The following is a 13,590-nucleotide window of genomic DNA, read 5'->3' as shown; positions in this document are numbered from 1 at the left end:
TCCGTAGCTCAGTTGGTTAGAGCACCACCTTGACATGGTGGGGGTCGGTAGTTCGAGTCTACTCGGACGCACCATTTTCTAACATCTTCATTTATATCCCAATATTTTCCTTGATTGTCACTTCAACTTGCCTTATTTTGTTGCGCAACAATTTAACTCACTTAAAATCAACCGAATAATTGATCTTAGCTATCTCTTCATTCAATTTAGTAAAATTTGATTTGTCTCACAGTTTTTTGTTGTCTATAATACTCCCGTTGGCTGAAAGGTTTCACCAACAATAAATCAGTACGTTAGCTTTAATGAAGTTTGTCGACTACACTATAATTAGAATCAAATTGTGACAAATTTTATGATAATATGAATTTAACACCAGACTGTCGCCTATTCTTATAAATGAGTTGCGCAACAAGTTTTATCATGCGCACTAAGCATCGGCGGCAATACCGATTTCCTTTATAACCTTAGATAGACTGCCATGAAAAAAACCAAAATTGTTTGTACTATCGGTCCAAAAACCGAATCTGAAGAAAAACTGACCCAACTGTTAGATGCGGGCATGAACGTCATGCGTCTGAACTTCTCCCACGGTGACTATGAAGAACATGGTCAACGCATCAAAAATCTTCGCTCTGTTTGTGCAAAAACTGGTAAACAAGCAGCTATCCTGCTGGACACTAAAGGCCCTGAAATCCGCACCATGAAATTAGAAGGCGGTAACGATGTTTCTCTCGTTGCAGGTCAAACCTTTACGTTTACCACTGACACATCTGTTGTCGGTAATAAAGACAAAGTTGCTGTCACTTACCCTGGCTTAACTGCTGACCTAAAAGTCGGTAACACTGTTTTAGTTGATGATGGCCTTATTGGTATGAAAGTCACCAATGTCACGGCTACTGAAGTGGTTTGCGAAGTCTTAAACAATGGCGATCTTGGTGAGAAAAAAGGTGTTAACCTGCCTGGCGTTTCTATCGGTCTGCCTGCGTTAGCAGAAAAAGACAAAGAAGACTTAGTTTTCGGTTGTGAGCAAGGTGTGGACTTCGTTGCCGCTTCTTTCATCCGTAAACGCTCTGATGTGGAAGAAATTCGTGCTCACCTGAAAAAACACGGTGGCGAAAACATCCAAATTATTTCTAAAATTGAAAACCAAGAAGGTTTAAACAATTTTGATGAGATCTTAGAAGCCTCTGACGGCATCATGGTTGCTCGTGGTGACTTAGGTGTTGAGATCCCAGTCGAAGAAGTTATCTTCGCGCAAAAAATGATGATTGAAAAATGTGTTAAGGCTCGCAAAGTCGTGATCACTGCAACACAAATGTTAGATTCAATGATCAAAAACCCGCGCCCGACTCGTGCTGAAGCAGGTGACGTGGCGAACGCCATTTTAGACGGTACTGACGCAGTTATGTTGTCAGGTGAAAGTGCGAAAGGTAAATATCCCGTAGAAGCTGTCACTATCATGGCAACTATCTGTGAGCGTACTGACCGTGTGATGCCAACTCGTATCGACAACCAAAAACCAAGCCAGCGCTTACGTGTTACTGAAGCGGTATGCCGTGGTGCAGTTGAAATGTCTGAAAAACTAGACGTTCCACTGATTGTTGTTGCTACTTACGGTGGTAAATCAGCGAAATCTGTTCGTAAATACTTCCCGACAGCACCAATCCTGGCCTTAACCACAAATGAAGAAACTGCACGCCAGTTACTGTTAGTAAAAGGTGTGATCCCAATGATTGTTGGCGGTTTCACTTCTACCGATGACTTCTACCGTGAAGGTAAACGCGCTGCATTAGAAAGTGGTTTAGCGGTTGAAGGCGATGCAGTTGTTATGGTTTCTGGTGCATTAGTCCAAAGTGGTACAACCAATACTTCTTCTGTTCACGTTCTGTAATTAATATTTTATAGAATGCTTAAAAGCCGATAGCGGTTAATTCAGCTATCGGCTTTTTCTATTTTTAGTTAACATTAAATGCTATCTTGACTTAACTATTTGTCCGTTTAGATTTCTTTAGCAAATATCCTATCTCTATTTAAGTGTAATATCACAAAATGTCCTTTAGCTGTTCAAATAACAACCTTCATTGATCTTAATTTAAATTTTTCTTCTTTTTCCTACGACTAAATGTAAAGTATTTCTAGCAAATCTTTAAATTAAGTACTAGCATAAGACTTAGTAAGTGCCATACCCTAATTTTCATTAGGTTGTTTTAAAGGGATATAGCAAGCTTAAAGATAATCGTCTTGGCTCTATTATTTGGTGACTTGCTCTTTATATTTTCAAGATAATCAATCTAGAGGGTAAAATAATGATTCGTACTAAAATTCTACTGGGCTCTATCGTATTAGCTTCAGCATTACTAGCGGGTTGTTCTAACAGCACTGACGTGCAAAAACTCTCTTCAGACGTGCAAACTCTGAATGGTAAAGTTGATCAACTGAGCAACGACGTTCAGTCACTGCGTTCTGATGTTCAGACAGCTCAAGAAGAAGCAGCACGTGCTAACCAACGTCTGGACAACCAAGTTCGTACTTACAAAAAATAAGTTCGATTTGGTCGTTATCTAGTTGAAACGATGCTTTTTTAGAAGCTGATAGTATTTATGAGGGCCTATGAAAATAGGCCCTTATTTTTTGTGCTGGTTATTGCACAGCTAGTGAGGAACGGTATTTGGCAGGTAGTAATGCGCCGATTTTGCCATCATAAATCGGGCCTGGCTGTGAAATGGTGAACGGCTCAATCGGTGTTAACCCTTCATATTGGTTTTCATGCGCTGGCTCATTAGTACCCTGATCATTATTTATACGTACAGGCATCCCAGAACGCCTTGCAAGCTCTTTTTGGACCAAAGCCTTATCTATCCCTTCATTTTCAAGAAAGCGCTTAAAATCGTCAGAGAGTTTGATTGGCATCGTTTGCGGATCATCATTGTTTGAGCGAGATAATGGCTGATGCACTTCAATATAATAACTCCCATCCGCCTCTTTAGAATATTTTACTGCTTGGTCAATAACTTGAACGCGAGTTCCTTTTGGAACCGTTTTAAACAGCGCCTCAATATCATCAGGACGTAAACGAATACAACCAGAACTTACGCGCATTCCAATTCCGAAGTCCGCATTGGTACCATGAATTAGATATTCACCACGACCGTGAGCCAAACGTAAGGCGTACAACCCCATTGGATTTTCAGGCCCTGCTGGCACGACTGCAGGTAATGTAATCCCTTCTTTTGCATAATTTTTACGAATATTTGCAGTGGGTGTCCATGTTGGGTCTTTAATCGACTGGCTAACTGATGTGACCATTTCAGGTGTATCACGGCCTAATTGGCCAATGCCAATTGGATATACAACGACATTATCGCTGTTTGCAGGGTAATAATATAAACGTAACTCGGCCAAATTAATCACTATGCCTGTTCTTGGCGTTGATGGCAGCAACATTTGTGCAGGAATAATGAGCGCTTTACCCGCTTCTGGCAAATAAGGGTCAGTACCTGGGTTTGCCTCAAGCATCCCTAATAAGCCAATTTCATGTTCACTGGCAATCGCTTCAAGGGGGCGACCATCATTAGGCACGATATAGGTGTAATTTTCCCCGATTAATCGGGTGTTACTATCAGGTAATGGGTACTCTTTTGCCTGAGCTGGCGCTAATAATGCACTCATGACAAACAAACTTGCCACCGTTAAAACTCTTTTCATACCGACTCCAAAATAGTGTAATTACAATAACGCAATGATTATTGCTCATAATAGCAACTATTCTTAATATCTTTAATACTTAATGAATATTTTAGTTAACGAATATTATTGAGCAAATCTTTATACGATGATTGCATTTTAATGAATGTTAGATTTGGTGGGGTGTTAAGAGAAAAAATGAGATGAGGGAACGGAGTTGCTCCCTCGGTAAAACTAAACTAACTCGTTTGCACGGGCTAAGATGGTACGGATCATGGCATTCAACCCTTGGGTTCGTGAAGGGGTTAAATGTTGTTCTAACGCTAATTGCTCAAAAAAGGATTTTACATCTAACGCTAAAATTTGCTGCGGTGTTTTACCTTGAAAAAGAATAATAACAATCGCCACTAACCCTTTAACGATTGCAGCATCACTATCCCCTGCAAAGGTAATTGTGCCATCAGATTGTAGCTGCATATCAATCCAAACTTGGCTTTGACAACCCGCAATTAGATTGCTATCACTTTTTTGTGTTTCATTAAGCTCAGGCAAACGCCCACCTAGCTCAATCATATACAAATAACGCTCTTCCCAATCTTGGCAACGTGCAAAATTACGTAATAATTTATTTTCATCGGGTAATGCAGGCATACTCACTTCCTTTACCATTCACTTAATTCTTTGTGCTTAGCCTAACAATTTTTTAATGCGCTGTAACGCATTGAATAACGCATCAATATCTTCTTTAGTGGTATAAATTCCCACCGAAGCGCGGCACATAGCAGGAACATGGTAATGCTCCATCAAAGGTAAAGCACAGTGGTGCCCTGTTCGGATAGCAATGCCATATCTATCCAAAAAAGACCCAACGTCATAGGCATGGTGCTCGCCAAGATTAAACGCCAAAACACCTTCACGTTGGTCGTTACCGTATAACCTAATGGACGGAATCTCTTTAAGCTTTTGCGATGCATACGCCATGATTTGCGCTTCATAAGCAAAGACATCGCGTAAATTTAATGCAGTCAAATAGTCAAATGCGGCGCCTAACCCAATAATTGCACTCACATTTGGCGTACCCGCTTCAAAACGCCAAGGCGCATCTGCAAAGGTAATTCCCTTAGTTAGGCTAACTTGGCGGATCATCGCCCCGCCGCCTTCCCATGGTGGCATCACATCTAAGACAGCCTTTTTGCCGAACAGAATACCAATACCCGTTGGCCCGTATAATTTGTGCCCAGAGAACACATAAAAATCGCAGTCCAGGTCCTGTACATCAACCTGTTGATGCATCGCACCTTGCGCGCCATCCACCAAAATTGCCAGCTCACTGCCTTTTTGCGAAGCAATATCACGTGCTTGTTGGATAATCTTTTTGGCTGGATTGACAGTGCCTAGCACGTTCGAAATATGCGTAAAACTCAATAAGCGTGTTCGTGTATCGATCAATTCATTGAGTTTATCTAGCTGCAATGTTCCATCATCTGAGATAGGGATCACGCGGACTTCAAAACCAATTTCTTCGGCTAATAAAAACCAAGGAACGATATTGGCATGGTGCTCCATCTCAGTAATGACGATATTATCGCCTTCAAAGAGATGTTTGCGCCCGTAGCTATTCGCAACGAGGTTAATCCCTTCAGTGGTACCTTTCACAAAAACGATTTCTTCGTTTGAACCTGCATTGATGAAATCCGCCGCCTTTTGGCGCACTTCTTCCATCATGGTTGTCGCATTGGCACTGAGTGTGTGAATGCCACGGTGAACCGCGGCATACTGATGTAACGTAAATTCACTCTCGCGCTCGATAACTTGCAACGGTTTTTGCGCACTCGCTGCACTGTCTAAATAGACAAGTGGATGGTTATTCACTGATTGTGATAAGGCAGGAAAATCCTGCCTGACTAACGCAACATCAAACGACATGGGATTAAACCTCCGCTAAGCGCTGGCGGATGTTTGCCATCACAGCGTGCTTTAACTCTTCCGACTCAATAGACTCTGTCAATTCTGCGGCAAACGCGATGATGATCATATGCTTAGCTGCTTTGCCATCAATTCCTCTTGAGCGCAGATAAAACAATTGTTCATCATCGATTCGACCCACTGTCGCACCATGACCACATTTCACATCGTCTGCATAAATCTCAAGCTGTGGCTTCGTATCGATTTCAGCTTTATCACCGAGCAACAGGGTATTGTTCGTCATTTGTCCATCAGTTTTCAGTGCATTTGGGGCAACTTTGATCATCCCATTAAACACCGCTTTACTGCTGTCCATCGCAATCACTTTATGCAATTGACGGCTGTTACAGAAACTGTTGTTATGCTCTAAATACGTCCGCGTATCCGCAGTTTCGTTGTCTTTTGGTAACAGTAAACTGTTAAGCTCAAGCTCGGTATTTTCACCATCAAGACGAGCACTTGTGTGGTTACGTGTTAAGCCAGCACCTAATAAGAAACTGGTGCTTTTAACGCGGCTATCACGTCCAACTACGATGTCGTTATGGGCAAAATGTTGCGCCTGTGAATTTTCCACATTCAATTTGAAGTGGCTAAAGTCTGCGTTATCACCCACTTCTGCGGTTAAACGGCTTCCCGTCATATGCGCTTGGCCATTTAAACTAACAAAGTGCTCAATGACCTGTGCTTTACTGTTGGTATCTAAGGTTAAATGATAACGATATTGGCTGATATTCATCGCCTGCTCATCATTTTTGCCACTCGAAATATTCAGTAAATACAACGGCTTTTCTGCTACTTTATTTGCTGCTAAGTGGATAACTAACGGTTGCACCGCCAAGCTTTCCGTTAAATGCAAAAAGATTTCGCTATTGACAGGCGCAGGCAGTAAATCTTGATTATCGAGCAGAGACACTTGGAATGGCCCGACATCAATAGAACTCAGCGCTGAACTATAGCGCCCATCAATTAATACAATACGATAAGCATCAATCGGTAAAGCTAACTTTTCACATTCGCTCGCGACAGCATCTGCATCACTAAAATGGTAATGTGTATTTAATACGCTTTTTAGTGGCGTGTAATGCCAATCTTCATGACGAAATGCAGGTAAGCCGACTTGTTTAGCCTGCTCCCAATGGTTTTTTGCATGCTGGGAATTTTCGCCTAAGCGTTGTTCAAACAGCGTTGCAAAGCGTGACATTGCTTGCTCATTGAGCGCAGCAACTTCAGCACGCTTTTGTGCTCTTTCACTGTTGGTCAATAAGCCAGCCATAACCCTGCTCCTCCAGTTTTTTCGCTAAACTGAAATCACCTGATTTGATGATTTTCCCTTGATATAAAACGTGGACAAAGTCAGGTTTTACATAATCTAAAATGCGTTGATAGTGTGTCACAATAATGAATGAACGCTCAGGAGAACGCAGTGAATTCACACCGTTCGACACAATTTTCAGAGCATCAATATCCAGACCTGAGTCTGTTTCATCAAGAATGCAAAGTTGTGGTTCTAGCGCTGCCATCTGCAGGATATCATTACGCTTTTTCTCACCGCCGGAGAAACCGACGTTAACTGAGCGTGCTAATAAATCCTCTGGCATTTCCAACAATTTAATTTTATCCTCAATAAAATCTTGGAAATCAAAGCGGTCTAATGCGTCTTGCTGACGATATTCACGCACTGCATTAACCGCTGTTTGTAAGAAAAATTGATTACTCACACCAGGAATTTCGACTGGGTATTGAAATGCTAAGAAAACACCTTCGCCCGCTCGTTCTTCTGGATCTAATTCAAATAGATTCTTGCCTTTAAAGGTCACTGAACCGCTATCAATTTCATATTCTTCGCGACCCGCAAGTGTTGCTGATAATGTACTTTTACCTGAACCATTTGGGCCCATGATAGCGTGAACTTCCCCTGGCTTCACTTCCAGAGATAACCCTTTTAAAATCTCATTACCTTCTACACTCACGTGTAAATCTTTAACACTTAACATATTTACATGCCTTTAGCGCTTACGCGCAAATAAACTCGATAAGGATCAGCCAACGCTGTGTTCTAAGCTGATCGCCAGCAATTTTTGTGCTTCTACAGCAAACTCTAAAGGAAGCTCCGAGAACACATCTTTACAGAAACCATTTACAATCATGGAGATAGCATCATCTTCACTAATTCCACGTTGTAAGCAGTAAAACAGCTGGTCTTCACCAATACGTGATGTTGTGGCTTCGTGCTCAAGCTGTGCCGTATTATTTTTAACTTCCACATAAGGGAAAGTATGCGCGCCACACTGTGTACCAATTAACATGGAATCACACTGCGTGAAGTTACGCGCGTTTTGGGCGCTTGGCAGAATTTTGACTAAACCACGGTAGCTGTTTTGGCTCTTACCCGCAGAAATCCCTTTTGAGATAATCGTTGAACGGGTATTTTTCCCGATATGAATCATCTTAGTACCGGTATCTGCTTGCTGGTTACCGTTGGTCAGTGCCACAGAGAAGAACTCACCAGCTGAGTTATCCCCTTTAAGGATCACACTTGGGTATTTCCACGTGATCGCGGAGCCTGTTTCAGACTGCGTCCACGACATTTTGGAATTTTCGCCTTCACACAATGCACGCTTAGTCACGAAGTTTAAGATCCCGCCTTCTTCGCTATCCCCACCGGAGAACCAGTTTTGGACAGTGGAGTATTTAACCTCAGCATCTTTGTGGATAATGACTTCAACAACGGCGGCATGTAGCTGGTAGCTATCACGAACGGGCGCTGAACACCCTTCGATATAACTGACGTAACTACCCTCGTCCGCAATCAAAATAGTGCGTTCAAACTGCCCTGTTTTAGCGGCGTTAATGCGAAAATAAGTGGAAAGCTCCATTGGGCAATGTACCCCTTTCGGAATGTACACAAAGGTGCCATCAGAAGCGACCGCCGCATTTAACGCTGCGAAAAAGTTATCGTGGCTTGAAACGACACTGCCCAAGTATTTCTGAACCAATTCAGGGTATTCCTGGATAGCTTCGCTAAATGAGCAGAAAATCACGCCGTGTTTCGCAAGGTCTTCACGGTATGTGGTCGACACTGACACGGAGTCAAAAATGGCATCAACGGCAACGGCTTTACCTTCACGAACAGGCACACCTAGTTGGTTAAACGCTTCTTCGACTTCCGCCGTTAAGTAATTATTGGTTTCAGCAACGCCTGTTGCTTGGGTTGCCCCAGATTGTGAACCACAGGTATCATCACACGAGCCACAAGATGGCGCGGAATAATAGCTGTAATCCTGATAATCAAGATTTGGATATTGGGCTTTGAGCCAATGTGGCTCTTCCATGCCTTTCCAATGATTAAAGGCATCAAGGCGGAATTGTAACATCCACTCAGGCTCATTACGTTTCGCTGAAATAGCGCGGACAACATCTTCGTTGATCCCTTTTGCCATTTCATCTGTTGCGACTTCCGTAAAGAAGCCCTCTTTATAACGCTGGTCATCAAGCCAGCTTTGAACATCATCGCCAACTTCTACATTGCTCTGTGACATAATCTGACTTCACATGTTAAACGCCGAAGCTTTCACCACACCCACAGGCATGTTGGGCTTTCGGGTTATTGAATTTGAAAATTTGATTCAGCCCTTCTTGGACGTAATCAACGACTGTGCCATCAATAAATGGCATTGCTTCTTTTGGCACATAAAGGTGTGCCCCATCGAGTTCAAATAACAGGTGGTTGTCGGTTGGGTTTTCGATCATTTCAAATACATAACCGAAGCCCGCGCAGCCAGACTGTTTAACGCCGAGTGAAAGCCCTTTGGTGTTTGGGTTTTGCACCATCAATTTTTTGATTTGTTTTGCAGCGCTTTGTGTCAGGCTAACTCCCTGCCAATTGTTTTCATCAAATGAAAATGTCTCTACACCGTCAGTCATATTGACCCCACATTTCTTATGGCTTTTCAGCCTGTTATCAGGAGATTAACTCTGTCTACCCTATGGTAATGATTACCTATGCTACTTCAACCATTTGTTTTAAGAGGTTATAGCTATTTTAGTACTTTTTTTACTCAAACCAAGGTCATTTATTGAACAAAAGAAACCAGAAAACCATCTAAAACAATGAAAAATAACGAATAAATAGAGTTACATTTTTTATTTAATTTTGTACTAATAAATACACAAAAATGACACAAATTAATAAAGATGCATTTATTATACAACTTAATTTATTTGATAAAAATGAAAATGCATTCATCTGAATATGTAGATGGGGGCAATTAATAAAAACAACAACTCGTTTTCGAGATATTTTCCCGAAAACGAGGTAGACAAAGAAAGGAGTTATTCAAATAAAACGGCGGTTGTCAGACGTGATGTGCAACACAACTTGCCTTGCTCATTGAAAATTTCAATGTTCCAGACTTGCTGACGCCGGCCGAGATGGATGGGCTTGCAAACGCCACGTACAATACCTGAACGCGCTGCACGAACATGGTTCGCATTAATTTCAACACCGACCACACGCTGTTCACCTTCGGTGCACATATAACCTGCGATAGATCCTAATGATTCAGCCAATACCACGGATGCACCACCATGCAGCAACCCAAAAGGCTGCTTTGTTCGTTCATCCACCGGCATCGTGCCTTCCATATAATCGTCACCGACTTTGGTGATTTCGATACCAATGTGCCCTAGCATGCAAGTTTTTGACATTTCAGCTAATTGTGCTAAATCAAATTGACGTTTCCAAATCATTAAACAATCTCCAACAAAGCTTGAATCGGGTGTTTTATTAACGTATTTTCCATGCGTTTTACTTGGCTGCGGCAAGAGTAACCTGAACTTAAACAACGCTCTTTTGGCAGTGACGACATCGCCCCTTTCCAAGATAAGTTATAAATTCCTTTTGAGTTTTCAAGGTTTGCAACCTCGTGCCCATAAGTCCCTGCCATTCCACAACAGCCCACACTCACATTGTTAAGCTGCTGACCAAAGCGAGCAAATAAAGATGCCCATTGATTCGCACTGTTTGGCAGTGCTGTCGACTCGGTACAATGCCCGAAAAAGTACCATGGCTGTGCTGCACTTGTTTGTGCAATTTGTGGTTCAGGCAAAGTAATTAACCATTCATGCGCCAACATTACCGTAAATTGGCACTGGTCTTTACCTAAAATTTCATGATATTCATCGCGATAACACAAAACTAACGCAGGGTCGACGCCCACCATTGGCAATTGCAGCTTTGCCACACGATTTAAGAAATCTGCCGTTTTACGGGCTGTTTTCGCAAATTTAGCCAGAAAACCTTTAATATGTTGTGCTTTACCATTTGGGGAAAAAGGCAGTAAAACAGGTTTATAACCTAATTTTTCGATTAATCGCACGAAATCCGCAACCACTTTTGCATCGTAATAACTGGTAAAAGGGTCTTGCACCACCAAAACATAGTTTTCCCGTTGCCCAGCGCTCATTCCTTCAAGTTGCTCTAACGTTACGGCAACCGCCGCATGGCCTGAAAGCTCTTGTTTTAAGGTGGGTTGCGAAAACAGCGGTAAATCCACCATACCAATAGTGCGTTCACTTAATTTTTGCACGATGTTTTGACGCAAGAAAAAGTTAAAAACACCCGGCACTTTTGATAGCAACGGCGCGCTGGCTTCCACATTCGCGACGATATGGTCACGAACTGGGCGCAAATAGCGCCCGTGATATAACGCTAAAAATTTCGCTCTAAACGATGGCACATCAATTTTAATTGGGCACTGCGTTGAACACGCCTTACACGCCAAACACCCTGACATCGAGGCTTTCACTTCATGGGAGAAGTCATAATCCCCTAGCTTAGCTCGCCACGTGTTGCGTGTTTTATCAATCAGTCCACGTAAAGATGGTTGGCTCTGCGTGATACCTTTCTCAAGGTGCTCAGGTGTCACACCTTGCTCTGCAAGTAATCTTAGCCATTCACGCACTAACGTCGCACGCCCTTTTGGTGAATGAATACGCTGACCGCTGATTTTCATCGATGGGCACATTGGGCTTTTTACATCAAAGTTAAAACAGAGCCCATTACCATTACAATCCATAGCACCACGGAACTCTTGGCGCATCTGCACAGGGATTTGACGATCGTAAGTGCCGCGTTTGATGCCATCAACTTGTTTCATTGGCGCATCTAAACCCGCAGGTGGGCATATTTTGCCCGGGTTCAAACGGTTGTCAGGGTCAAATGCCGCTTTAATATTACGTAATTCACCGTACAGCATGTCACCAAAGAACTCAGGGCTATACTCCGCGCGGAAGCCTTTGCCATGCTCCCCCCAAAGAAGCCCACCGTATTTCGCTGTTAATGCAACAATTTCATCAGAAATTTGTTTCATTAATACTTCTTGCTGTGGATCGCACATATCCAACGCAGGGCGCACATGTAGAACCCCTGCATCCACATGACCAAACATACCATAGTTGAGTTTATGGTTATCCAGCAACGCCCTGAATTCAACAATATAATCCGCAAGATGCTCAGGTGGAACACATGTATCTTCAACAAATGGAATGGGCTTAGCGGCCCCTTTGCTGTTCCCCAGTAACCCAACCGCTTTTTTGCGCATATTATAAATGCGAGTGATATCTTCAAGATCATGACAGGTTTGGTAGCCAATCACGCCTGCTTGATTGCTTGCCATTAATTCATCTAAGCGTTGGCATAGGCTTTCAGTCAATTGATTGATTTCATCTTCATCGTCGCCGCTAAATTCAACGATGTTTAACCCTAACATTTCTTTGTTTGGCACATCTGTAATTAAGGCTTTAACGGAATGCCAAACGATGTCTTCTTTTGCAAGGTTAAGCACCTTTGAATCAACCGTTTCAACAGATAACGCTTTGGCCTGCACCATAAAAGGCGCATTACGCAAAGCAGACTCAAACGAGTCATATTTTACGTTGACTAAGCGACGTACTTTAGGGAGAGGCGTAATATCCAATGTCGCTTCTGTGATAAAGGCAAGGGAGCCTTCTGAACCCGTTAAAATACGCGTGAGGTCAAACTCTGTTAATTCATCATTAAACACATGGCGTAAATCATAGCCTGTTAAAAAGCGGTTAAGCTTGGGAAATTTCGCTTCAATTAACGGACGTTGCTCAAGGCAGCGCTCTAATACTGTTTTATAGATACGCCCGACTACTGAATCTTCAGACGCAATCGTTTGGGCGAGTGCAATAGGCATAGCCCGTGTATCGAGGCATTCACCTCCCAATACCATGGCCTTAACGCCTAATACGTGGTCAGAAGTTTTGCCGTACACCAGCGAGCCTTGGCCCGACGCATCTGTATTAATCATCCCACCTAATGTGGCGCGGTTACTGGTCGATAATTCAGGCGAGAAAAAATAGCCGTATGGTTTTAGAAATTGATTAAGCTGGTCTTTTATGACCCCCGCTTCAACTTTCACCCAACCCTGCTCTGGGTTAATTTCTAAAATACGGTTCATATAGCGGGACATATCCACCACAATCCCTTCCGTTAAGGATTGTCCGTTTGTTCCCGTACCGCCGCCACGAGGGGTGAAAGTGAGCTCACGGTATTTTTCTTGCCCTGCAACGCGTGTAATAATTTGCACGTCAGCACTGGAGCGTGGAAAAACAACGGCTTGGGGCAACAACTGATAAATACTGTTGTCTGTCGCCATGGATAATCTTTCTGCATAACTGGTGCCAGTATCACCCGTAAAACCGTGTTCTTGTAGCTCATGCAAGAACGTGATGACGAGTTGGCTGAGATGAGGTGCTTCTGATATACGCGGGATCATTATTAACGATGACTCTTGTTGTTTAGTGTTCGCATTACTCGTTATGTACTATCTTTATTTTAAGTTGCACAATAGTGTCTTAGGTTTATGAAAAGCTGAGTTCACAGCCTGTAAAGACAGTACAGCCGCTGATGACATT

The 13,590-nt window shown here is 42.7% G+C and carries 11 protein-coding genes; 2 read left to right on the top strand and 9 right to left on the bottom strand.

What is annotated here, in order from left to right; translation table 11 throughout:
- Positions 1–478: 478 nt before the first annotated feature.
- The gene (gene pykF / locus AC4IFT_RS16905; RefSeq protein WP_490736211.1) at positions 479–1,891 is read left to right on the top strand and encodes a pyruvate kinase PykF; all 1,413 of its coding nucleotides are present in this window, start codon (positions 479–481) and stop codon (positions 1,889–1,891) included.
- A gap of 415 nt (positions 1,892–2,306) precedes the next feature.
- Positions 2,307–2,543 carry a major outer membrane lipoprotein gene (locus tag AC4IFT_RS16900; protein WP_353242221.1) on the top strand — a complete coding sequence of 79 codons (237 nt, stop codon included), beginning with the start codon at positions 2,307–2,309 and terminating at the stop codon, positions 2,541–2,543.
- A 97-nt stretch (positions 2,544–2,640) separates the two neighbouring features.
- On the opposite strand, the gene AC4IFT_RS16895 is transcribed toward AC4IFT_RS16900, so the two are convergent.
- From AC4IFT_RS16895 to ydiJ, 9 genes are all read right to left on the bottom strand, one after another.
- The gene (locus AC4IFT_RS16895) at positions 2,641–3,705 is read right to left on the bottom strand and encodes a L,D-transpeptidase family protein (RefSeq protein ID WP_490736209.1); all 1,065 of its coding nucleotides are present in this window, start codon (positions 3,703–3,705) and stop codon (positions 2,641–2,643) included.
- A gap of 213 nt (positions 3,706–3,918) precedes the next feature.
- On the bottom strand, positions 3,919–4,335 hold the full coding sequence (gene sufE, locus AC4IFT_RS16890) for a cysteine desulfuration protein SufE (RefSeq protein ID WP_219248681.1): 417 nt from the start codon (positions 4,333–4,335) through the stop codon (positions 3,919–3,921).
- A gap of 36 nt (positions 4,336–4,371) precedes the next feature.
- Positions 4,372–5,610 (bottom strand): cysteine desulfurase SufS, encoded by a 1,239-nt coding sequence (gene sufS, locus AC4IFT_RS16885; protein WP_490752009.1) that lies wholly within the window; start codon positions 5,608–5,610, stop codon positions 4,372–4,374.
- A gap of 4 nt (positions 5,611–5,614) precedes the next feature.
- Positions 5,615–6,922 (bottom strand): Fe-S cluster assembly protein SufD, encoded by a 1,308-nt coding sequence (gene sufD, locus AC4IFT_RS16880; RefSeq protein ID WP_490752008.1) that lies wholly within the window; start codon positions 6,920–6,922, stop codon positions 5,615–5,617.
- Positions 6,897–7,643 carry a Fe-S cluster assembly ATPase SufC gene (gene sufC / locus AC4IFT_RS16875; RefSeq protein WP_219248684.1) on the bottom strand — a complete coding sequence of 249 codons (747 nt, stop codon included), beginning with the start codon at positions 7,641–7,643 and terminating at the stop codon, positions 6,897–6,899. The genes sufD and sufC overlap by 26 nt, the downstream gene beginning before the upstream one ends.
- 45 nt (positions 7,644–7,688) lie before the next feature.
- Entirely contained in the window at positions 7,689–9,188 is a 1,500-nt protein-coding gene (sufB, locus tag AC4IFT_RS16870) for a Fe-S cluster assembly protein SufB (RefSeq protein ID WP_490752007.1), read from the bottom strand.
- A gap of 16 nt (positions 9,189–9,204) precedes the next feature.
- Positions 9,205–9,573, bottom strand: a complete 369-nt coding sequence (sufA, locus tag AC4IFT_RS16865) for a Fe-S cluster assembly scaffold SufA (RefSeq protein ID WP_047757040.1) — start codon at positions 9,571–9,573, stop codon at positions 9,205–9,207.
- A gap of 408 nt (positions 9,574–9,981) precedes the next feature.
- Positions 9,982–10,398 carry a 1,4-dihydroxy-2-naphthoyl-CoA hydrolase gene (gene menI / locus AC4IFT_RS16860; protein WP_490736202.1) on the bottom strand — a complete coding sequence of 139 codons (417 nt, stop codon included), beginning with the start codon at positions 10,396–10,398 and terminating at the stop codon, positions 9,982–9,984.
- Positions 10,398–13,451 carry a D-2-hydroxyglutarate dehydrogenase YdiJ gene (gene ydiJ, locus AC4IFT_RS16855; protein ID WP_490752005.1) on the bottom strand — a complete coding sequence of 1,018 codons (3,054 nt, stop codon included), beginning with the start codon at positions 13,449–13,451 and terminating at the stop codon, positions 10,398–10,400. The genes menI and ydiJ overlap by 1 nt, the downstream gene beginning before the upstream one ends.
- Between the last annotated feature and the right edge of the window lie 139 nt (positions 13,452–13,590).

The sequence above is a fragment of the Providencia sp. UF-183 genome (assembly GCF_058246155.1).
Note: the sequence above shows the minus strand (reverse complement) of the source record. Positions and strands in the feature narration are given on the sequence as shown.